At 64.7% G+C, this 21,437-nt stretch carries 17 protein-coding genes; 16 read left to right on the top strand and 1 reads right to left on the bottom strand.

Features of this window, described 5'->3' with window-relative positions:
* Positions 1-4 precede the first annotated feature (4 nt).
* From NJH59_RS13280 to NJH59_RS13265, 4 genes are all read left to right on the top strand, one after another.
* The gene (locus NJH59_RS13280) at positions 5-2,599 is read left to right on the top strand and encodes a TonB-dependent receptor (RefSeq protein WP_054915085.1); all 2,595 of its coding nucleotides are present in this window, start codon (positions 5-7) and stop codon (positions 2,597-2,599) included.
* 141 nt (positions 2,600-2,740) lie between these two features.
* The gene (locus tag NJH59_RS13275; protein ID WP_104571859.1) at positions 2,741-3,349 is read left to right on the top strand and encodes a biliverdin-producing heme oxygenase; all 609 of its coding nucleotides are present in this window, start codon (positions 2,741-2,743) and stop codon (positions 3,347-3,349) included.
* A 62-nt stretch (positions 3,350-3,411) separates the two neighbouring features.
* On the top strand, positions 3,412-3,825 hold the full coding sequence (locus NJH59_RS13270) for a YbaN family protein (RefSeq protein WP_043860378.1): 414 nt from the start codon (positions 3,412-3,414) through the stop codon (positions 3,823-3,825).
* 35 nt (positions 3,826-3,860) lie between these two features.
* Entirely contained in the window at positions 3,861-5,219 is a 1,359-nt protein-coding gene (locus NJH59_RS13265) for a CoA transferase (RefSeq protein ID WP_104571860.1), read from the top strand.
* Positions 5,220-5,313: 94 nt separating this feature from the next.
* On the opposite strand, the gene arcD (NJH59_RS13260) is transcribed toward NJH59_RS13265, so the two are convergent.
* Positions 5,314-6,741 carry an arginine-ornithine antiporter gene (gene arcD / locus NJH59_RS13260; protein WP_054915087.1) on the bottom strand — a complete coding sequence of 476 codons (1,428 nt, stop codon included), beginning with the start codon at positions 6,739-6,741 and terminating at the stop codon, positions 5,314-5,316.
* Positions 6,742-7,182: 441 nt separating this feature from the next.
* Between arcD (NJH59_RS13260) and arcD (NJH59_RS13255) the strand changes: the two genes are divergently transcribed.
* From arcD (NJH59_RS13255) to NJH59_RS13200, 12 genes are all read left to right on the top strand, one after another.
* Positions 7,183-8,610, top strand: a complete 1,428-nt coding sequence (gene arcD / locus NJH59_RS13255) for an arginine-ornithine antiporter (protein WP_054915088.1) — start codon at positions 7,183-7,185, stop codon at positions 8,608-8,610.
* Between the two features lie 33 nt (positions 8,611-8,643).
* Positions 8,644-9,900, top strand: coding sequence for an arginine deiminase (gene arcA / locus NJH59_RS13250; RefSeq protein WP_043862423.1), 1,257 nt, complete (start codon positions 8,644-8,646; stop codon positions 9,898-9,900).
* A gap of 82 nt (positions 9,901-9,982) precedes the next feature.
* Positions 9,983-10,993 carry an ornithine carbamoyltransferase gene (locus tag NJH59_RS13245; protein WP_043862424.1) on the top strand — a complete coding sequence of 337 codons (1,011 nt, stop codon included), beginning with the start codon at positions 9,983-9,985 and terminating at the stop codon, positions 10,991-10,993.
* A gap of 52 nt (positions 10,994-11,045) precedes the next feature.
* The gene (arcC, locus tag NJH59_RS13240) at positions 11,046-11,975 is read left to right on the top strand and encodes a carbamate kinase (protein WP_043862425.1); all 930 of its coding nucleotides are present in this window, start codon (positions 11,046-11,048) and stop codon (positions 11,973-11,975) included.
* A 54-nt stretch (positions 11,976-12,029) separates the two neighbouring features.
* A complete protein-coding gene (locus tag NJH59_RS13235) occupies positions 12,030-12,389 on the top strand; it encodes a DUF5064 family protein (protein WP_043862426.1) in 360 nt (119 codons plus the stop codon).
* Positions 12,390-12,528: 139 nt separating this feature from the next.
* Positions 12,529-14,046, top strand: a complete 1,518-nt coding sequence (locus NJH59_RS13230) for a sigma-54-dependent transcriptional regulator (RefSeq protein WP_043862427.1) — start codon at positions 12,529-12,531, stop codon at positions 14,044-14,046.
* A gap of 254 nt (positions 14,047-14,300) precedes the next feature.
* Entirely contained in the window at positions 14,301-14,684 is a 384-nt protein-coding gene (gcvH, locus tag NJH59_RS13225; RefSeq protein ID WP_043862428.1) for a glycine cleavage system protein GcvH, read from the top strand.
* Between the two features lie 10 nt (positions 14,685-14,694).
* On the top strand, positions 14,695-17,550 hold the full coding sequence (gene gcvP / locus NJH59_RS13220; RefSeq protein ID WP_253086868.1) for an aminomethyl-transferring glycine dehydrogenase: 2,856 nt from the start codon (positions 14,695-14,697) through the stop codon (positions 17,548-17,550).
* A 100-nt stretch (positions 17,551-17,650) separates the two neighbouring features.
* The gene (locus NJH59_RS13215; protein ID WP_054915096.1) at positions 17,651-19,027 is read left to right on the top strand and encodes an L-serine ammonia-lyase; all 1,377 of its coding nucleotides are present in this window, start codon (positions 17,651-17,653) and stop codon (positions 19,025-19,027) included.
* A 29-nt stretch (positions 19,028-19,056) separates the two neighbouring features.
* Positions 19,057-20,181: a glycine cleavage system aminomethyltransferase GcvT gene (gene gcvT, locus NJH59_RS13210; protein ID WP_253086867.1), complete on the top strand. Its 1,125-nt coding sequence runs from the start codon at positions 19,057-19,059 to the stop codon at positions 20,179-20,181.
* Between the two features lie 340 nt (positions 20,182-20,521).
* Positions 20,522-20,734 carry a cold shock domain-containing protein gene (locus tag NJH59_RS13205; RefSeq protein WP_003175786.1) on the top strand — a complete coding sequence of 71 codons (213 nt, stop codon included), beginning with the start codon at positions 20,522-20,524 and terminating at the stop codon, positions 20,732-20,734.
* A gap of 97 nt (positions 20,735-20,831) precedes the next feature.
* Positions 20,832-21,320 (top strand): RDD family protein, encoded by a 489-nt coding sequence (locus NJH59_RS13200; protein WP_253086866.1) that lies wholly within the window; start codon positions 20,832-20,834, stop codon positions 21,318-21,320.
* Positions 21,321-21,437: the final 117 nt, after the last annotated feature.

The following is a 21,437-nucleotide window of genomic DNA, read 5'->3' as shown; positions in this document are numbered from 1 at the left end:
TTCGATGTCCAGAGGTTTCACTCGCCGGTCTACCGTCTCCACCCGCACAGCGGGCCTGCAACGTTGCACGCTGTCGCTGCTGACCCTGGCCATGCTGGCCGGCGGCGTCTGCAGCCTGCCGGCGCTGGCCGCCGAGCCCGCCCAGGCAGCCAACCCGCGCATGGGTGACTACCGCTTCGCCATTGCCCAGCAGCCGCTGGTGTCGGCGCTCAACGCGTTTACCGCCGTCACCGGCTGGCAGGTGGGGTTGTCCGCCGAGCTGGCCGAAGGTGTCGCCTCGCCAGGCGTGCGCGGCTCGATGCCGCCCGAGCAGGCCCTGCGCCAGATGCTCGCCGGCACCCAGCTGAACTACCGCAAGCTCAGTGCCGGCAATGTGGTGATCGAGCGCGCCGCCTCCAACGCCATCACCCTGCAGCAGGTGACCGTCAGCGCCACCCGTACCGCGCAGGACGTGAACCAGGTGCCAAGCACGGTGAGCGTGCAGACCCGCGAGCAGCTGGACCGCAGCAACGTCAACACCATCAAGGACCTGGTGCGCTACGAGCCAGGCGTCTCGGTCAGCGGCGTCGGCCAGCGCAGCGGCCTCAACGGCTACAACATCCGCGGCATCGATGGCGAGCGCGTACTGACCCAGATCGATGGCGTGTCGATCCCCGACAGCTACTTCTACGGCCCCTACGCCCAGACCCAGCGCAACTACGTCGACCCCGAGATCGTCAAGCGCGTGGAGATCCTGCGCGGCCCGGCCTCGGTGCTGTACGGCAGCAACGCCATCGGCGGCGCGGTCAGCTACTTCACCCTCGACCCGGACGACATCATCAAGCCGGGCAAGGACGTGGGCGCACGCCTCAAGGCCGGCTACAGCTCGGCCGACGAGAGCTGGCTGACCTCGGCCACCGTGGCCGGGCGCGAGGGCGACTTCGACGGCCTGCTGCACCTGAGCCAGCGCAACGGCCACGAGACCGAGTCCTACGGCAGCCACAGCGGCGATGGCCTGGCGCGCACCGAGGCCAACCCGCAGGATGCGCGCACCACAAACGTGCTGGCCAAGCTGGGCTGGAACTACGCCGACGACGCGCGGCTGGGCCTGACCTACGAGCGCTACAAGGATGATCGCGATACCAACCAACTGAGCGCCGTTGGCGGGCCGTTCATTCCAGGTTTTCCCGCGATGAATTCCTATCGCGCACGCAGCGGCAACGACACCGTCAGCCGCGAGCGTTTCGGCCTCAACCATGAGCTTGCCCTGGACAGCCTGCTGGCCGACAACATGAAGTGGAGCCTGAACTATCAGGTCGGCAAGACCGATCAGCGCACTGACGAGCTGTATGTGGCCGGTGGGCGCGAAGTGGCGCGCGATCGCAAGACGCTCTACCAGGACCGCCAATGGATACTCGACGCCCAGTTCGACAAGGCCTTCACCCTGGGCAGCACCGAGCACCTGCTGACCTACGGCACCACACTCAAGCAGCAGAAGGTCACCGGGTCGCGCAGCGGCACCGCCACCTGCCTGAATGCCGGGGGCACTTGCGGCGCCATCGGCGATGCCAGCCCGCGCGACGCCCAGGTCAAGGTCAGCGACTTCCCGGACCCAACCATCAATACCTACAGCCTGTTCGCGCAGGACGAGATCCGCTGGAACGACTGGACCTTCCTGCCGGGTGCGCGCTATGACTACACCCAGCTCAAGCCGCACCTGACCGACGAGTTCCTGGCCACCCTGCCTACCGGGCCGACCACCACCGTCAACGACAAGCAGAAGAACTGGCACCGCGTGTCGCCCAAGTTCGGCGTGACCTATGCCTTCAACGACAACTACACCTGGTACGGCCAGTACGCCGAGGGCTTCCGCACCCCGACGGCCAAGGCACTGTACGGGCGCTTCGAGAACCTGGCCGGCAACTACGTGGTCGAGCCCAACCCCGACCTGGAGCCGGAGAAGAGCAAGGGCTACGAGACCGGCCTGCGCGGCAACTTCGACGCGGGCAACTTCGCCGTCGCGGTGTTCTACAACAAGTACCGCGACTTCATCAACGAAGACGCCCTGGTCAACGGCAAGGACGCGATGGACTTCCGTGCCGAGAACATCAAGCACGCCACCATCAAGGGCGCCGAATTCAAGGGCCGCCTGAACCTGGACCACTTCGGTGCACCGCAGGGCCTGTACACCCAGGGCTCGGTGGCCTACACCTACGGGCGCAACAACGACACCGGCGAGCCGCTCAACAGCATCAACCCGCTGACCGGCGTGGTTGGCCTGGGCTACGAGCAGGAAAGTTACGGCGGCCTGCTGAGCTGGACACTGGTCAAGCGCAAGACCCGTGTCGACGACAACCAGTTCAAGGCGCCCGATGGTGCCAGCAGCCACTTCCGTACCCCCGGCTACGGCGTTCTGGACCTGAGCGGCTTCTACAAGGTGAGCAACGACGTGACGATCAACGCAGGCATCTACAACCTGGCCGACAAGAAATACTGGCAGTGGGATGACGTTCGTGCCTACGACGGTGTCGGCGAGGCATCGGTGACCCAGCCGGCCAACATGGACCGCCTGACCATGCCGGGGCGCAACTTCGCCATCAACCTGGTGTGGGATATCTAGACGCTACGCCGGCAAGGCCGGCTCCCACAGGGAGCTGGCCTGCCGGCGAATGGCGCGCAACCTTTTTTACTATTTCCACGCCCCTCATTCGTCTAGTTACTAACGTCTAGTCACCCGCTCACCATTTCCCAAGGATGCCCCATGACCGCAACCGCCGAACGCCCTGCCCTGCGCTCGCAGCGCCTCAACCAGCTCACCCATGCGCCGCACAGCGAGCTCGATGCGCTGGTCAAGTCCCATGCCCCCTTCGACACCCGCGAAAGCTTCGCCCGTTTCGTGGTCGCCCAGTACCTGTTCCAGTCCGAACTCCAGGCGCTGTACAACGACCCGCAACTGATCGCCATCGTGCCCGACCTGGCCGAGCGCTGCCGCGCCGAACAGGCCCGCCTCGACCTCGCCGACCTCGACACCGCAGTACCGGCCGCCTTCCCCGGCGCCGTGCACAAGCCGAGCCTGGGCGCCGCCATGGGCTGGATATTCGTCTCCGAAGGCTCCAAACTCGGCGCCGCGTTCCTGATCAAGCGCGCCGTCGGCCTGGGCCTGTCGGACAGCTTCGGTGCCCGTCACCTGGGCGAGCCGGCCGGTGGTCGCGCCGAGGGCTGGAAGCAGTTCACCCGCATCCTCGACGGTCTGGAGCTCAGCGCCGAAGAAGAAGCGGCCGCTGAACAAGGCGCCGTGGCTGCGTTCGAACGTTTTACCGAGTTGCTCAAACACGCCTACGCCACCGCGCCCAAGGCCGAGCTGGCCTGATGCGTGCCGGGCCGGCCAGCCGCGCTGGCAGCCGGCCCTCACCTGTGCAGTCAATGGACCCCATGACCCGCCCATCCACCTCCAAGCTGTCCCGCGTGCTGTTCGGCCTGCTTGCCTATGTAAGCCTGGGCATCGGCCTGGTGGCCATCGTGATCCCCGGCCTGCCGACCACCGAGTTCATCCTGCTCGCGGCCTGGGCTGCCACGCGCAGCTCGCCGCGCCTGAGCGCCTGGTTGGAAAACCACCGGTTGTTCGGGCCGATCCTGCACAACTGGCGCAACGGCAAGGTGATTCAGCGCCGGGCCAAGGTCAGCGCCACGCTCAGCATGCTGCTGTGCGCCGGCCTGATGCTGGTGTTCATCGGCCTGCGCTGGCCGGTAGGGCTCGCCATCGGCGGCATGGCCCTGGGCAACCTGTGGATCTGGTCGCGCCCCGAGCGCGTGCCTGCCGCCCCGCATTTGACCAATCAGCCCTGATGGTCTGCAATGGCCCACCAACGGGAGGGCCAACCATGAGTCATGTTCTCAACAGCATCGTCAGCGCCCTGGGGCTTGCCCAGGATGCGCTTGAGCACCTGCACCTGCACACTGCAGGAGCCCTGCCATCGACCTTCGAAGTCACCGAACTGGCCAGTGCCAGCATTGCCGCCACGGGCCTGGCCATTGCCGACCTGCTCGCCGGCCAGACCGGCACGCGCCCCGGGGTGCAGGTGGACCGACGTCTGAGTTCCCTGTGGTTCGCCACCAGCATTCGCCCCCAGGGCTGGAGCCTGCCGCCGCTGTGGGACGCCGTGGCAGGCGATTACCCGACCCGCGATGGCTGGATCCGGCTGCACACCAACGCCGCGCATCACCGCGCCGCTGCCGAACGGGTGCTGGGAGCGGTACACGACCGCGATCAGATGGCCCGGCGGGTTGCCGGGTGGGAGGCAGAGGCGCTGGAAACTGCCGTGGTGGCTGCGGGCGGATGTGCCGCGCAGATGCGCAGCTGGCAGCAATGGTCGGCGCACCCGCAGGGCATGGCGGTCAATGCCGAGCCGCTGATCGATCGCAAGGTTGGGCCGGCTGGCGAACTCAAGGGCTGGACCGGCACCGCGGCGCAGCCGCTCAAGGACGTACGCGTGCTGGACCTGACGCGCATTCTTGCCGGGCCCGTTGCCAGCCGCCTGCTGGCGGGGTTCGGTGCCGACGTGTTGCGCATCGATCCGCCGGGCTGGGAGGAGCCCTCGGTGGTGGCCGAGGTGACCTTGGGCAAGCGCTGCGCGCGCCTGGACCTGCATGCTGCAGAGGACCGCGCGGTGTTCGAAGGCCTGCTGGCAGGTGCCGATATCCTCCTGCACGGCTACCGCGCCGACGCGCTGGAGCGCCTCGGCTATGGCGCCGAACAACGGCGCAGGCTCAACCCCGGGCTGATCGATGTCAGCCTCAATGCCTATGGCTGGAGCGGCCCGTGGCAGCATCGTCGCGGCTTCGACAGCCTGGTGCAGATGAGCAGCGGGATCGCTCGCGAGGGCATGCGCTGGCGTCAGGGCGAGCGGCCGGTGCCGTTGCCGGTGCAGGCCCTGGACCATGCCACCGGCTACCTGATGGCGGCTGCCGCGATCCGTGCACTGGATGAGCGGCTGCGCAGCGGCTGTGGCGGCTCGGCGCGTCTGTCGCTGGCGCGCACGGCCAAGCTGCTGGTGGACCAGGGCACGGTGATCGAGGACTTGCCGTTGGCCGGCGAAACCGAGGCAGACCTGGCCCCGGCCGTGGAGCAGACGCCGTGGGGGCCGGCCAGGCGCCTGCAGGCGCCGTTGCAGGTGCAAGGCGCGCCGCTGGTATGGGCGCGGGGGGCTTGCGAGCTGGGGTCGGCCGAGCCTCGCTGGTGACCGCCAGAGGCTCTTCGCCGGCAAGGCCGGCTCCTACAGAAGGTCGCACCAACCTGTAGGAGCCGGCCTTGCCGGCGAACACCTCGACACCGCTCTAAAGCGTCAACCACCCCGCATACAACGCATACGCCGCCACCCCCGCCCCCACCAGCACCGCCGCGAAAATCAGCTTCTCCCACCCGGTGAACAGCGGCTGCCCCTGCTCGTGCTTGGCGCGGTAGAACAGGATCACCCCCGGCGCGTACAACAGCGCCGACAGCAGCAGGTACTTCAGCCCCCCGGCGTAAAGCAGCCAGATCGCATACACCAGCGCCACCCCGGCCACCAGCAGGTCCTTGCGCCGCGCCCCGGGGTGGCGCTCATAGGTTTCCCCGCGCAGGGCCAGCAGAAACGCATAGGCCGCCGACCACAGGTACGGCACCAGGATCATCGACGACGCCAGGTAGATCAGGCTGGTGTAGGTGCCCGCCGAGAACAGCGTGATCAGCAGGAACAGCTGGATCATGCAGTTGGTCATCCACAGCGCATTGACCGGCACATGATTGGCATTCTCGCGGGTCAGAAACCGCGGCATGGTCTTGTCGCGGGCGGTGGCGAACAGGATCTCGGCACACAGCAACGCCCACGACAGCAGCGCCCCCAGCAGCGACACCGCCAGCCCCAGGCTGATCAGCAGCCCGCCCCAGGGCCCGACGATATGCTCCATCACCGAGGCCAGCGACGGGTTCTGCAAGCCGGCAAGCTCCGGCTGGGTCATCACCCCCAGCGAAAGCACGTTGACCAGCACCAGCAGCGCCAGCACCCCGAGAAAGCCGATCACCGTGGCCTTGCCCACGTCCGAACGCCTTTCGGCACGGGCCGAATACACGCTGGCGCCCTCGATGCCGATGAACACGAACACGGTCACCAGCATCATGTTGCGCACCTGGTCCAGCACCCCGCCGAACTTGGGGTTGCTCAGCCCCCAGATGTCGCGGGTGAAGATATCGGCACGAAACGCCACCGCCGCGATCACGATGAACATCACCAGCGGCACCACCTTGGCCACGGTGGTCACCAGGTTGATGAACGCCGCCTCCTTGATGCCGCGCAGTACCAGAAAGTGCACCGCCCACAGCAATAGCGAAGCGCAGGCGATGGCGATCGGCGTGTTGCCCTCCCCGAACACCGGAAAGTAGAAGCCCAGGGTGCTGAACAGCAGCACGAAGTAGCCCACGTTGCCCAGCCAGGCGCTGATCCAGTAACCCCAGGCCGACGAAAAGCCCATGTACTCGCCAAACCCGGCCTTGGCATAGGCATATACACCCGAATCGAGCTCGGGCTTGCGGTTGGCCAGGGTCTGGAACACGAACGCCAGCGCCAGCATGCCGACGGCGGTGATGCCCCAGCCGATCAGCACGGCGCCGACGTCGGCCCGCGCGGCCATGTTCTGCGGCAGCGAGAAGATACCGCCACCGATCATCGAGCCCACCACCAGCGCGACGAGCGCACCCAAGCGCAGTTTCTGTCCTGGTTCGGACATGCAGTTCCCCTTTTCGTCCCGCGTTGTCATGGTGCTGTTACACACTAGGCCTAAATATAAGCACAGCCCTGACGTTTATAGTGGATTGTCTTCAAAACTATAACCTTCATAACTAGTACGTCTATGCCGAGGCGAACTAAACAGTGAGTTTTGCGTACCCCATCTACTTCATCAAGCAAACAAGATCTTTTCTCGTCAAAAATTTGCTAAACCCGTAAAAGCGACTAGCTTCAAATCTCGCAGCCATTCAGAGCGAATGCTCTAGAAAAAGGCTGGAGGTGCCATTGCACAAGGCTTGCGGGGTGTCGGCGAGGCGCCGGCTGCAGCGCTTCAAGTCCTTCAACAACAATGGAATGTATCAATGAACTGACCTGAATCAGCTCTCGTCACGCTTGCTGGATTTATTCTGGCATCTCTCTTCTCCTGGAATGGAGTTATCCAATGTCAGACACTCCCGGAAAACTACGACTGGGTGCGTTAGTCGCACTTGTAGTGGGTTCCATGATCGGCGGCGGTATCTTCTCGCTGCCGCAGAACATGGCCGCCAGCGCCGATGTCGGCGCCGTGCTGATCGGCTGGGGCATCACCGCCATCGGCATGCTGACCCTGGCCTTCGTGTTCCAGACCCTGGCCAATCGCAAACCTGACCTGGACGGCGGCGTATACGCCTACGCCAAGGCCGGTTTTGGCGACTACATGGGCTTTTCGTCCGCCTGGGGCTACTGGATCAGTGCCTGGCTGGGCAACGTGGGCTACTTCGTACTGCTGTTCAGCACCCTGGGCTACTTCTTCCCGATCTTCGGCGAAGGCAACACCCCGGCGGCGATCATCGGTGCCTCGATCCTGCTGTGGGCAGTGCACTTTCTGGTGCTGCGCGGCATCAAGGAAGCAGCGTTCATCAACCTGGTCACCACCGTGGCCAAGGTCGTGCCACTGGCGCTGTTCATCCTGATTGCCCTGTTCGCGTTCAAGCTGGACATCTTCACCGCCGACATCTGGGGCACGATGAACCCGGACCTGGGCAGCGTGATGAACCAGGTGCGCAACATGATGCTGGTCACCGTGTGGGTGTTCATCGGCATCGAGGGCGCCAGCATCTTCTCGGCCCGCGCCGAAAAACGCTCCGACGTGGGCAAGGCCACCGTGATCGGCTTCATCACCGTGCTGCTGTTCCTGGTACTGGTGAACGTGCTGTCGCTGGGCATCATGACCCAACCGGAACTGGCCAAGCTGCAGAACCCGTCGATGGCCGCCGTGCTGGAGCACGTGGTCGGTCACTGGGGCGCGGTGCTGATCAGCGTCGGCCTGATCGTCTCGCTGCTGGGGGCCCTGCTGTCGTGGGTACTGCTGTGCGCCGAAATCATGTTCGCCGCAGCCAAGGACCACACCATGCCGGAGTTCCTGCGCCGCGAGAACGCCAACCACGTGCCGGCCAACGCCCTGTGGCTGACCAACGCCATGGTGCAGATCTTCCTGGTCATCACGCTGTTCTCGGCCAGTACCTACCTGTCGCTGATCTATCTCGCCACCTCGATGATCCTGGTGCCCTACCTGTGGTCGGCGGCCTATGCGTTCCTGCTGGCACTGCGCAGCGAAACCTATGAACAGGCCCTGGCCGAACGCAAGAAAGACCTGATCATCGGCGGTATCGCACTGCTCTATGCCATCTGGCTGCTGTACGCCGGTGGCGTCAAGTACCTGCTGCTCTCGGCCCTGCTGTATGCCCCTGGCGTGGTGCTGTTCGCCAAGGCCAAGCGCGAGGTGGGCCAACCGATCTTTACCAACGTGGAGAAGCTGATCTTCGCCGCCGTAGTCATCGGCGCCCTGGTGGCGGCCTATGGCCTGTACGACGGCTTCCTGACTCTGTAACCCCCCGTATTCGCAACTTGGAGGAAATGAACCATGTCCACGGAAAAAGCTAAGTACGGCGTACATTCCGAAGCCGGCAAACTGCGCAAAGTGATGGTTTGCTCCCCAGGCCTGGCTCACCAGCGCCTGACCCCGAACAACTGCGACGAACTGCTGTTCGACGACGTACTCTGGGTCGCCCAGGCCAAGCGCGACCACTTCGACTTCGTGACCAAGATGCGCGAGCGCGGCATCGAAGTGCTGGAAATGCACAACCTGCTGACCGACATCGTCGCGATGCCCGAAGCACTGGACTGGATTCTGGAGCGCAAGGTCACCGCCGACTCGGTGGGCCTGGGCCTGATCAACGAAGTGAAATCCTGGCTGCGCAGCCTGGAGCCGCGACACATCGCCGAGTACCTGATCGGCGGCGTCTCGGCCGATGACCTGCCCGACAGCTTCGGTGGCAAGACCATCCAGATGTTCCGCGACTTCCTGGGCCACTCCAGCTTCATCCTGCCGCCGCTGCCCAACACCCAGTTCACCCGCGACACCACCTGCTGGATCTACGGCGGCGTGACGCTGAACCCGATGTACTGGCCGGCGCGTCGCCAGGAGACCCTGCTGACCACCGCCATCTACAAGTTCCACCCGCAGTTCACCAATGCCGATTTCGAGATCTGGTACGGCGACCCGGACAAGGACCACGGCAACTCCACCCTCGAAGGCGGCGACGTGATGCCTATCGGCAACGGCGTGGTACTGATCGGCATGGGCGAACGCACGTCGCGTCAGGCCATCGGCCAACTGGCGCTGAACCTGTTCAAGAACAAGGCCGTGGAACGCGTGATCGTGGCCGGGCTGCCGAAGTCCCGCGCTGCGATGCACCTGGACACCGTGTTCAGCTTCTGCGACCGCGACCTGGTCACGATCTTCCCCGAAGTGGTGAACCAGATCGTCGCCTTCACCCTGCAACCCGACGAAAGCAAGCAGGGCGGCATCGACATCCGCCGCGAAGAAGCCAGCTTCCTCGATGTGGTGGCCAAGGCCCTCAAGCTGCCCAAGCTGCGCGTGGTTGAAACCGGTGGCAACAGCTTCGCCGCCGAACGCGAGCAGTGGGACGACGGCAACAACGTGGTGGCCGTGGAGCCGGGCGTGGTCATCGGCTACGACCGCAACACCTACACCAACACCCTGCTGCGCAAGGCCGGTGTCGAGGTCATCACCATCAGTGCCGGCGAACTGGGCCGCGGACGTGGGGGCGGCCACTGCATGACCTGCCCGATCGTGCGCGACCCAATCGACTACTAAAACGACCATCGTCCGGCCGTGCCCACAAGGCGCCGGCCGGGCCGATCAGCCCTTTGCGTTCTAAAAGAACAGGAGCAACATCATGGCGTTCAACATCCACAACCGCAGCCTGCTGAGCCTGGAACACCACACCCCGCGCGAGCTGCGCTACCTGCTGGACCTGTCCCGTGACCTCAAGCGTGCCAAGTACACCGGCACCGAGCAGCAGCACCTCAAGGGCAACAACATTGCGCTGATTTTCGAGAAGACCTCGACCCGCACCCGTTGCGCCTTCGAAGTGGCCGCCTATGACCAGGGCGCCAACGTCACCTACATCGACCCCAACTCCTCGCAGATCGGCCACAAGGAGAGCATGAAGGACACCGCCCGCGTGCTCGGGCGCATGTACGATGCCATCGAGTACCGTGGCTTCAAGCAGGAAGTGGTCGAGGAGCTGGCCAAGTTCGCCGGCGTACCGGTGTTCAACGGCCTCACCGACGAATACCACCCCACCCAGATGATCGCCGACGTGCTGACCATGCGCGAGCATGCCGACAAGCCGATCCACGACATCAGCTACGCCTACCTGGGCGATGCGCGCAACAACATGGGCAACTCGCTGCTGCTGGTCGGCTCCAAGCTGGGCATGGACGTGCGTATCTGTGCGCCCAAGGCCCTGTGGCCGCATGACGACCTGGTGGCACGCTGCAAACAGTACGCAGAGGAAAGCGGTGCCCGCATCACCCTCACCGAAGACCCGAAAGCTGCGGTCAAGGGCGTGGACTTCATCCACACCGACGTGTGGGTATCGATGGGCGAGCCGGTCGAAGCCTGGGGCGAACGCATCAAGCAACTGCTGCCATACCAGGTCAACGCCGAGCTGATGAAGGCCACCGGCAACCCACGCACCAAGTTCATGCACTGCCTGCCGGCGTTCCACAACTCCGACACCAAGGTCGGCAAGCAGATCGCCGAGCAGTACCCGCACCTGGCCAACGGCATCGAAGTGACCGATGACGTGTTCGAGTCGCCGGCCTGCATCGCCTTCGAGCAGGCGGAAAACCGCATGCACACGATCAAGGCGATCCTGGTGTCGACCCTGGCCGACCTGTAACCCCGCCGGGAGCCGGCGCTGCCGGCTCCTGCACCCTAGAAAGGACATCATCATGCGTATCGTTGTTGCATTGGGCGGCAACGCCCTGCTGCGCCGCGGCGAGCCCCTTACCGCCGACAATCAGCGCGCCAACATCCGTATCGCCGCCGAACAGATCGCCAAGATCCACCCCGGCAACGAACTGGTCATCGCCCACGGCAACGGCCCGCAGGTCGGCCTGCTGTCGCTGCAGGCGCAATCCTACAAACCCGACGAAGCCTACCCGCTGGACGTGCTCGGTGCCGAAACCGAAGGCATGATCGGCTACATCATCGAACAGGAGCTGGGCAACCTGCTGGACTTCGAGGTGCCCTTCGCCACCCTGCTGACCCAGGTGGAAGTGGACGCCAACGACCCTGCCTTCAAGGACCCGACCAAGTTCATCGGCCCGGTCTACGGCAAGGAAGAAGCCGAGCGCCTGGCCAAGGAAAAAGGCTGGGTGGTCAAGGCCGACGGCGACAAGTTCCGCCGCGTGGTGGCCAGCCCCAAACCCAAGCGCATCTTCGAGATCCGCCCGATCAAGTGGCTGCTGGAAAAGAGCAGTATCGTGATCTGTGCCGGGGGTGGCGGCATCCCCACCATGTATGGTGAGAACGGCAAGCTGCAGGGCATCGAGGCGGTGATCGACAAGGACCTGTGCTCGTCGCTGCTGGCCGAACAGCTGGACGCCGACCTGCTGGTGATTGCCACGGACGTGAACGCGGCGTATGTCGACTTCAACAAGCCGACCCAGAAAGCCATCGCCCAGGCCCACCCGGACGAACTGGAGCGCCTGGGCTTTGCCGCAGGCTCCATGGGGCCGAAGGTGCAGGCCGCTTGCGACTTTGCCCGGCACACCGGCAAAGTAGCGGTTATCGGCTCGCTGGCCGATATCGAAGACATCGTCAAGGGCACTGCCGGCACTCGGGTGAGTACGTCCAAGCCGGGTATCGACTACCGTTGATGCAGTTGGGCGGATCTGCAGGTCCGCCCGTTTCAACCTTCCAGAGGAGCCGCCATGGCCATATTCGAACCCGGTCATCTGCACATCGAGCGCCATGCGCTGAACAAGGCCGATTACAGCTACAACCTGTGCATCGACTACAAGGTTGAGCAGGATCCCAAGGAAGGCAAAGGCATGAGTTTTCGCATGCATGGCACCATCGAGGACAAGCCGATGGACGAAACCTTCTTCATGCCCAAGGACCAGGCCTTCGACTTCGCGCGGCAGGCCTCGATCATCGCGCAGAAGTACGGCATGCCCAAAACCGCCAGCATCAGCTCGCTGCACAAGATCTACGACATGATGTTCGAGGATGTGCGCGCACAGCTCGATGTGAAATCGGGCGACCCGGTCAAGCCCGAGCACCTGGGCTAGCTCACCACGACCTCATCGCGGGTCAAGCCCGCTCCCACAAAAATCACCTGCGCCTGTGGGAGCGGGCTTGACCCGCGATTCGACCGCACCACGCCCGCCAAGGCATACTTGCCATCCCGGCAAGCCAGAACATCCCCCCATGCGTATCCACGTCAGCTTCATCGACCGCGTCGGCATCACCCAGGAAGTGCTGGCCCTGCTCGGTGCCCGCCACCTCAACCTGGACGCCGTGGAGATGGTGCCGCCCAACGTCTACATCGACGCCCCGACCCTGAGCCCCGACGTGCTCGAAGAGCTGCATGACGCGCTGTTCAACGTGCACGGCGTGCAAAGCGTGAAAGTGGTCGACATCCTCCCCGGACAGCGCCGCCACCTGCAACTCGATGCCCTGCTCGCCGCCATGAGCGACCCGGTCCTGGCCCTGGACAGCGCCGGCCATGTGCTGCTGGCCAACCCCGCATTGATCGCCCTGTGCGGCCAGGACCCGGAGGGCCGCTCGGTGGGTGAGCTGTTCGGCGACCCGCAACTGCTCGATGCGCTGATCGAACAGGGTTTCCACCTGCCCCTGCGCGAAGTCACCCTCAACGGCCAGACCCTGCTGCTCGACGCCACCCCGATCACCAACGCCGGCGCCCTGCTGACGCTGTACCAGGCCAACCGCATCGGCGAACGCCTGTCGGCCCTGCACCACGACCATGCCGAAGGCTTCGACGCGCTGCTCGGCGACTCGCCGCCCATCCGTACCCTCAAGGCCCGCGCCCTGCGTGTGGCGGCGCTGGATGCGCCGCTGCTGATCCACGGCGAGACCGGCACCGGCAAGGAACTTGTAGCCCGTGCCTGCCACGCCATCAGCAGCCGCCACAACGCACCCTTCCTGGCACTGAACTGTGCGGCGCTGCCGGAGAACCTGGCCGAGAGCGAGCTGTTCGGCTACGCCCCCGGTGCCTTCACCGGCGCGCAACGCGGCGGCAAGCCGGGGCTGATGGAGCTGGCCAACCAGGGCACGGTGTTTCTCGATGAAATCGGCGAGATGTCGCCTTACCTTCAGGCCAAGCTGCTGCGGTTTCTGAGCGATGGCAGCTTTCGCCGCGTGGGCGGTGATCGCGAGGTCAAGGTCAACGTGCGCATCCTCAGCGCCACCCACCGCGACCTGGAAAAGATGGTTGCCGAAGGCAGTTTTCGCGAAGACCTGTTCTACCGCCTGAACGTGCTCAACCTGGAAGTGCCGCCGCTGCGCGAGCGTGGCCAGGACATCCTGATGCTGGCCCGTGCCTTCATGCGCCAGGCCTGCACGCAGATCCAGCGTCCGCTGTGCCGGCTGGCGCCGGGCACCTACCCGGCGTTGCTGGGCAACCGCTGGCCGGGCAACGTGCGCCAGTTGCAGAACGTGATCTTTCGCGCTGCGGCCATCTGCGAGAGCAGCCTGGTGGATATTGGTGACCTGGACATTGCCGGCACCTCGGTGGCGCGCCAAAGCGATGGTGAAGTGGCCAGCCTGGAGCAGGCCGTGGAGAACTTCGAGCGTGGCCTGCTGGAAAAGCTCTACGCCACCTACCCCTCCACCCGCCAGTTGGCCAGCCGCTTGCAGACTTCGCACACGGCTATCGCGCATCGGCTGCGCAAGTATGGCATTCCCGGAAAGGAAACCCTTCCGTAGCGAATTCGATACACCGTATCGATTTCGCTACATCGCCCGTTTGCCACTGTAATGCAAGGTTTTGATCCCTCTGCGCTTTTTCAATACTCGACAGGTGTAGCGATTTCGCTACGACCTGCATAACGAGCACCGCTGACAAATACATAACCAATTGATTTGTAAGCATTTTTTATAAATGGCCACGAACTTGCTAAGGAGATGTCAGTTCCGGGCTGGCCTGATGGTGAGCCCTACCGCCCCCCTGAGGAGTTCCCATGAGCGAGTTGCGTTTTACCGAAGATCACGAATGGCTGCGCGCCGAAGCCGACGGCAGCGTCACGGTCGGGATCACCGCCTTTGCCCAGAACGCATTGGGTGACGTGGTCTATGTGCAACTGCCGGAACTGCAAACCTACGAAGCCGGGGCCGAAGCCTCCACCGTCGAATCGGTCAAAGCCGCCAGCGGCGTGTACATGCCGCTGACCGGTGAAGTGGTGGCAGTCAACGAACAGTTGCAGGACAGCCCCGAGCTGGTCAACGAAGATCCGCTGGGCGAAGGCTGGTTCTTCCGCTTCATCCCGGCCGATGCCGGCGCCGTCGCGCAACTGCTCGACCAGGACGCCTACGACCGTCTGATCAAAGCCAACGCCGACGCCTGAGGAAATCACCATGACCATCAACCTCGGCACCGCCAATCAGTTCATCGCCCGTCATATCGGCCCGCGCGACACCGACGAGCAGGCCATGCTCGCCACCCTGGGCTTCGACTCGCTGGAGGCCATGAGCGCCGCCGTGATCCCCGACAGCATCAAGGGCACCAGCGTGCTCGAGCTCGGTGACGGGCAGAGCGAAGCCGATGCCCTGGCCTCGCTCAAGGCCATCGCCGGCAAGAACCAGCTGTTCAAGAGCTTCATCGGCCAGGGCTACTACAACACCCACACCCCGGCACCGATCCTGCGCAACCTGCTGGAAAACCCGGCCTGGTACACCGCCTATACCCCCTATCAGCCCGAGATTTCCCAGGGCCGCCTGGAAGCGCTGTTGAACTTCCAGACCCTGATCAGCGACCTCACCGGCTTGCCGATCGCCAACGCCTCCCTGCTCGACGAAGCCACGGCCGCCGCCGAAGCCATGACGTTCTGCAAGCGCCTGAGCAAGAACAAGGGCAGCCACGCCTTCTTCGCCTCGGTGCATTGCCACCCGCAGACCCTCGACGTGCTGCGCACCCGTGCCGAGCCGCTGGGCATCGAGGTGGTGGTGGGCGACGAGCGCGAGCTGGGCGACGTGAGCGCCTTCTTCGGCGCCCTGCTGCAGTACCCGGCCAGCAACGGCGAGGTGTTCGACTACCGCGAACTGGTGGAGCGCCTGCACGCCGCCAACGCGCTGGTGGCGGTAGCCGCCGACCTGCTGGCGCTGACCCTGCTGACCCCGCCGGGTGAGTTCGGCGCCGACGTGGCCATCGGCAGCGCCCAGCGCTTCGGCGTGCCGCTGGGCTTCGGCGGCCCGCATGCGGCGTACTTCTCCACCCGCGATGCGTTCAAGCGCGACATGCCCGGGCGCCTGGTCGGCGTGTCCATCGACCGCTTCGGCAAGACCGCCCTGCGCCTGGCCATGCAGACCCGCGAGCAGCACATCCGCCGCGAGAAGGCCACCAGCAACATCTGCACCGCCCAGGTACTGCTGGCCAACATCGCCAGCATGTACGCCGTGTACCACGGCCCGCAGGGCCTCAAGCAGATCGCCCAGCGCACCCACCAGCTGACCGCGATCCTGGCCAGCGGCCTCAAGGCACTGGGCGTGAGCGTGCAGAACGCCGCGTTCTTCGACACCCTGACCCTGGCCACCGGTGGCGCGACTGCCTCGCTGCATGAACAGGCGCGCGCCCGCCAGCTCAACCTGCGCCAGATCGATGCCGAGCACCTGGGCCTGTCGCTGGATGAAACCAGCACCCAGGCCGATGTCGAGGCCCTGTGGCAGCTGTTCGCCAATGGCCAGGCCGTACCGGACTTCGCCGCGCTGGCCGCTGCCACGCCAGCACGACTGCCGACCGCCCTGCTGCGCCAGTCGGCCATCCTCGAACACCCGGTGTTCAACCGCTACCACAGCGAAACCGAACTGATGCGCTACCTGCGCAAGCTGGCCGACAAGGACCTGGCGCTGGACCGCACCATGATCCCGCTGGGCTCGTGCACCATGAAGCTCAATGCCGCCAGCGAAATGATCCCGGTGACCTGGGCCGAGTTCGGCAACCTGCACCCCTTTGCCCCCGCCGAGCAGAGCCAGGGCTACCAGCAACTGACCGACGAGCTGGAGGCCATGCTGTGCGCCGCCACTGGCTATGACGCCGTGTCGTTGCAGCCCAACGCCGGTTCGCAGGGCGAATACGCCGGCCTGCTGGCGATCCGCGCCTACCACCAGAGCCGGGGCGATGCCCGCCGCGATATCTGCCTGATTCCCTCCTCGGCCCACGGCACCAACCCGGCCACCGCACACATGGCCGGCATGCGCGTGGTGGTCACTGCGTGCGATGCCCGTGGCAACGTCGACATCGACGACCTGCGCGCCAAGGCCATCGAGCACCGCGACCAGTTGGCCGCGCTGATGATCACCTACCCGTCCACCCACGGCGTGTTCGAGGAGGCCATCGGCGAGATCTGCGCGATCATCCACGACAACGGCGGCCAGGTGTACATCGACGGCGCCAACATGAATGCGATGGTCGGCCTGTGCGCACCGGGCAAGTTCGGCGGCGACGTGTCCCACCTGAACCTGCACAAGACCTTCTGCATCCCCCACGGCGGTGGCGGCCCGGGCGTCGGCCCGATCGGCGTCAAGGCGCACCTGGCGCCGTTCCTGCCGGGCCATGCGCACCTGCACAACCCCCAGGGCGCGGTATGCGCGGCGCCGTTCGGCAGTGCCAGCATCCTGCCGATCACCTGGATGTACATCCGCATGATGGGCGGCGCCGGGCTCAAGCGTGCGTCGCAGATGGCGATCCTGAATGCCAACTACATCGCCCGCCGCCTGGAAGAGCACTATCCTGTGTTGTACACCGGCGGCAATGGCCTGGTGGCGCACGAGTGCATCCTGGACCTGCGCCCGCTCAAGGACAGCAGCGGCATCAGCGTCGACGACGTGGCCAAGCGCCTGATCGACTTCGGCTTCCATGCCCCGACCATGTCGTTCCCGGTGGCCGGCACGTTGATGATCGAGCCGACCGAGAGCGAGGCCAAGGAGGAACTGGACCGCTTCTGCAACGCCATGATCTGTATTCGCGAAGAGATTCGCGCAGTGGAGAACGGCAGCCTGGACAAGGACGACAACCCGCTGAAGAACGCCCCGCACACCGCCGCCGAGCTGGCCGGCGAATGGCCCCACGGCTATAGCCGCCAGCAGGCGGTGTACCCGCTGCCATCGCTGGTGGAGGCCAAGTACTGGCCACCCGTGGGGCGTGTCGACAACGTGTTCGGCGACCGCAACCTGATCTGCGCCTGCCCGTCGATCGAAAGCTATCAGGACGCCTGAGGGCCTCTTCGCCGGCAAGGCCGGCTCCTGCAGGGCCCGCGCGCATCTGTAGGGGCCGGCCTTGCCGGCGAAGCTTTTCAACCTGCACGAGGGTACGACCATGTCACTCAGCGTCTTCGACCTGTTCAAGATCGGCATCGGCCCCTCCAGCTCCCATACCGTCGGGCCGATGCGCGCAGCCGCGCGTTTTGCCGAGGGCCTGCGCCGCGACGACCTGCTGGCCAGTACCGCCAGCGTCAAGGTCGAGCTGTACGGCTCGCTCGGCGCCACCGGCAAGGGCCACGGCAGCGACAAGGCGGTGCTGCTGGGGCTTGAGGGCGAACACCCCGACAGCGTCGACACCGACACCATCGCAGCGCGCCTGCAGGCGATCCGCAGCAGCGGGCAGCTCTACCTGCTGGGCGAGCACGCCATCGAGTTCAACGAAAAACAGCACCTGGCGATGATCCGCAAGCCGCTGGCCTTTCACCCCAACGGCATGATCTTTCGTGCCTTCGACGCCGCCGGCCTGCAGGTACGCAGCCGCGAGTACTACTCGGTGGGCGGTGGTTTCGTGGTCGACGAAGGCGCTGCGGGGGCCGATCGTATCGTCGAGGACAGCACCACACTGCCCTACCCGTTCAAGACGGCCCGGGAACTGCTTGGCCACTGCACCACGCATCACCTGAGCATCAGCCAGGTGATGCTGGCCAACGAATCGGCCTGGCGCCCCGAGGCCGAGACCCGCAGCGGCCTGCTGCACATCTGGCAAGTGATGCAGGGCTGCGTGGCCGCCGGCTGTCGCAACGAGGGCATTCTGCCCGGCGGGCTCAAGGTCAAGCGCCGCGCGGCGGCCCTGCACCGCCAGCTGTGCGCCAACCCCGAGGCGAGCCTGCGCGATGCGCTGTCGGTACTCGACTGGGTCAACCTCTATGCCCTGGCGGTCAACGAAGAAAACGCCTCCGGCGGTCGCGTGGTCACCGCCCCCACCAATGGCGCTGCCGGCATCGTGCCGGCGGTGCTGCACTACTACATGCGCTTCATCGGGGGTGCCAGCGAAGACGGCGTGGTGCGCTTTCTGCTCACCGCCGCTGCCATCGGCATCCTGTACAAGGAAAACGCCTCGATCTCGGGGGCCGAAGTGGGCTGCCAGGGTGAGGTCGGGGTGGCCTGTTCGATGGCAGCCGGGGCCCTGTGCGAGGTGCTGGGCGGCAGCGTGCAACAGGTCGAGAACGCCGCCGAAATCGGCATGGAACACAACCTGGGACTGACCTGCGACCCGATTGGCGGGCTGGTCCAGGTGCCCTGCATCGAACGCAATGCCATGGGCTCGGTCAAGGCGATCAACGCGGTGCGCATGGCCTTGCGCGGCGACGGGCAGCACTTCGTCTCGCTCGACAAGGTGATCCGCACCATGCGCCAGACCGGCGCCGACATGAAAAGCAAATACAAGGAGACCGCCCGCGGCGGTCTGGCCGTCAACATCATCGAGTGCTGACAACCTCAAGCCTCTAGAAGGAGTCATCAATGTCCACCGACACACTGCTGCAAACACCGCTTCATGCCCTGCATCTGGAACTGGGCGCGCGCATGGTGCCGTTCGCCGGCTACGACATGCCCGTGCAGTACCCGCTGGGGGTGCTCAAGGAGCACCTGCACACCCGCGAACAGGCCGGCCTGTTCGACGTGTCGCACATGGGCCAGATCCGCCTGGTGGGCGCCGATGCCGCCAAGGCCCTGGAAACCCTGGTGCCGGTCGACATCATCGATTTGCCGGTGGGCATGCAGCGCTACGCGATGTTCACCAACGAACAGGGCGGCATCCTCGACGACCTGATGGTGGCCAACCTGGGCAACGACGAACTGTTCCTGGTGGTCAACGCCGCCTGCAAGGACCAGGACCTGGCCCACCTGCGCCAGCACATCGGCACGCTGTGCCAGGTGCAGCCGCTGTTCGAAGAGCGTGCCCTGCTGGCCCTGCAGGGCCCGGCGGCGGTCAAGGTGCTGCAGCGCCTGGCCCCCGAGGTGGCGGACATGACCTTCATGCAGTTCAAGCCCGTGGTGTTGCTGGGCGTGGACTGCTACGTGAGCCGTTCGGGCTACACCGGTGAAGACGGCTTCGAGATCAGTGTGCCCAGCGCCAGCGCCGAGGCCCTGGCCCGTCACCTGCTGGCCGAGCCGGAAGTGGCCGCCATCGGCCTGGGCGCGCGCGACTCGCTGCGCCTGGAAGCCGGCCTGTGCCTGTACGGGCATGACATGAATGCCCACACCACGCCGATCGAGGCGAGCCTGCTGTGGGCCATCTCCAAGGTACGCCGCGCCGATGGCTCGCGGGCGGGAGGCTTCCCCGGCGCTGCTGCGATCTTCGCCCAGCAGCACAGCGGCGTGGCGCGCAAGCGCGTCGGCCTGCTGCCGCAGGAGCGTACCCCGGTGCGAGAAGGGGCCGAGATCGTCGATGAGGCCGGCACGGTGGTCGGCAGCATCTGCAGCGGAGGCTTCGGGCCCACACTGGGCGCGCCAGTGGCGATGGGATATGTGGACCAGGCCCATGCAGCGCTCGATACACCGCTGTGGGCCATCGTGCGCGGCAAACGGGTGGCGATGAAAGTCAGTAAGATGCCGTTCGTTGCCCAGCGCTACTATCGCGGCTGAAACAGCGCAATTGAAACAAGGTGTCATGGCGCGTTCGGGATATTCGTTTTCGAACGCGTTTTACAACTTTCGAACACGCCCGACAGCGGCCCGCAAACAGCCCCGGAAATTTCCCGCCAGGCCCCGTGGTGCGGCGCTCTGCGGGACTTGTTTTTGCAATCGAAATGAGTGTAGATTCACTGCACTGTGTTTGCATGGGTCGCTATGGTTCGTGACCTGGGCAGTAGCGCCGAGTTTTGCTACAACCCGTTCGACGTCTCTTACTTTCCTGCAACCCAGCCCAGTACTCTTTCAATGAAAGAAACTGTTACTAATTCTAAGTTTCAAAGGAAATAAGACAATGTCCCAACGTCAGAGCGGTACCGTCAAGTGGTTTAACGACGAGAAAGGTTTTGGTTTCATCACTCCAGAAAGCGGTCCGGATCTGTTCGTACACTTCCGCGCTATTCAGGGCAACGGCTTCAAGAGCCTGAAAGAAGGCCAGAAAGTGACCTTCGTTGCTGTGCAGGGCCAAAAAGGCATGCAAGCCGACGAAGTTCAAGCCGAAGCCTGATCTTCATCAACGAAAGAGCCCCTGCTGGCAACAGCAGGGGCTTTTTTGTGCGCGCAATTCCGTAGAATGGGCGCTTTGTCACCCGGAGCCTGAGCGCATGCCCAAGCAACTTCTTCAACCACAGGGCGAGTTCCCCGTGGTCGGCCTGGGCCGTCGCCTGGCCGCAATGTTCTATGACTTCCTGTTGTGCACCGCCCTGCTGATGGTGACCACGCTGGTGTACAAGATGGTGCAGATGGCGATCATCGGCGAGACGCGCATGCGCACCCTGACCGAGGCGGGGGCGCTGGATGGCGATCCATTGCTGTCGACCGTTCTGCTGTTCATGCTGTTCGGCTTCTTCGCCAAGTTCTGGACCCACGGCGGCCAGACCCTTGGCATGCAGGTATGGGGCATCCGCGTGCAGAATGCCGACGGCAGTGCCATCAGCCTGTGGCAGGCACTGCTGCGCTTTGTGGTGTCGATTGCGTCGTGGCTGTGCCTGGGCCTGGGGTTTCTGTGGTCGCTGGTGGACAAGAAAAAACGCGCCTGGCATGACATGTACTCGGAAACCCAGCTGGTGCGGATTCCCAAGCGCAAGAAGTAGAACCGCAGCGCACCGTTCGCCGGCACAGGCAATGTCTAGTCCTGAAATAGGTTTACACCTGTTCAGGTAGGCCGATAGGCCTCAAAACGCCCGATGCACCGCATCGGGCGTTTTGTT

Source organism: Pseudomonas sp. VE 267-6A (genome assembly GCF_024126555.1).
In the GTDB taxonomy this organism is placed as follows: Bacteria; Pseudomonadota; Gammaproteobacteria; order Pseudomonadales; family Pseudomonadaceae; genus Aquipseudomonas; species Aquipseudomonas palmensis.
The sequence above is the reverse complement of the archived record's forward strand: the minus strand, read 5'-3'. Positions and strand labels throughout refer to the sequence as shown.

What these genes read in the sequence shown, in the direction of transcription:
- NJH59_RS13280 (WP_054915085.1), top strand. Translation starts at nt 5, where the DNA reads ATGTCCAGAGGTTTCACTCGCCGGTCTACCGTCTCCACCCGCACAGCG.
- NJH59_RS13275 (WP_104571859.1), top strand. Translation starts at nt 2,741, where the DNA reads ATGACCGCAACCGCCGAACGCCCTGCCCTGCGCTCGCAGCGCCTCAAC.
- NJH59_RS13270 (WP_043860378.1), top strand. Translation starts at nt 3,412, where the DNA reads ATGACCCGCCCATCCACCTCCAAGCTGTCCCGCGTGCTGTTCGGCCTG.
- NJH59_RS13265 (WP_104571860.1), top strand. Translation starts at nt 3,861, where the DNA reads ATGAGTCATGTTCTCAACAGCATCGTCAGCGCCCTGGGGCTTGCCCAG.
- arcD (WP_054915087.1), bottom strand. Translation starts at nt 6,741, where the DNA reads ATGTCCGAACCAGGACAGAAACTGCGCTTGGGTGCGCTCGTCGCGCTG.
- arcD (WP_054915088.1), top strand. Translation starts at nt 7,183, where the DNA reads ATGTCAGACACTCCCGGAAAACTACGACTGGGTGCGTTAGTCGCACTT.
- arcA (WP_043862423.1), top strand. Translation starts at nt 8,644, where the DNA reads ATGTCCACGGAAAAAGCTAAGTACGGCGTACATTCCGAAGCCGGCAAA.
- NJH59_RS13245 (WP_043862424.1), top strand. Translation starts at nt 9,983, where the DNA reads ATGGCGTTCAACATCCACAACCGCAGCCTGCTGAGCCTGGAACACCAC.
- arcC (WP_043862425.1), top strand. Translation starts at nt 11,046, where the DNA reads ATGCGTATCGTTGTTGCATTGGGCGGCAACGCCCTGCTGCGCCGCGGC.
- NJH59_RS13235 (WP_043862426.1), top strand. Translation starts at nt 12,030, where the DNA reads ATGGCCATATTCGAACCCGGTCATCTGCACATCGAGCGCCATGCGCTG.
- NJH59_RS13230 (WP_043862427.1), top strand. Translation starts at nt 12,529, where the DNA reads ATGCGTATCCACGTCAGCTTCATCGACCGCGTCGGCATCACCCAGGAA.
- gcvH (WP_043862428.1), top strand. Translation starts at nt 14,301, where the DNA reads ATGAGCGAGTTGCGTTTTACCGAAGATCACGAATGGCTGCGCGCCGAA.
- gcvP (WP_253086868.1), top strand. Translation starts at nt 14,695, where the DNA reads ATGACCATCAACCTCGGCACCGCCAATCAGTTCATCGCCCGTCATATC.
- NJH59_RS13215 (WP_054915096.1), top strand. Translation starts at nt 17,651, where the DNA reads ATGTCACTCAGCGTCTTCGACCTGTTCAAGATCGGCATCGGCCCCTCC.
- gcvT (WP_253086867.1), top strand. Translation starts at nt 19,057, where the DNA reads ATGTCCACCGACACACTGCTGCAAACACCGCTTCATGCCCTGCATCTG.
- NJH59_RS13205 (WP_003175786.1), top strand. Translation starts at nt 20,522, where the DNA reads ATGTCCCAACGTCAGAGCGGTACCGTCAAGTGGTTTAACGACGAGAAA.
- NJH59_RS13200 (WP_253086866.1), top strand. Translation starts at nt 20,832, where the DNA reads ATGCCCAAGCAACTTCTTCAACCACAGGGCGAGTTCCCCGTGGTCGGC.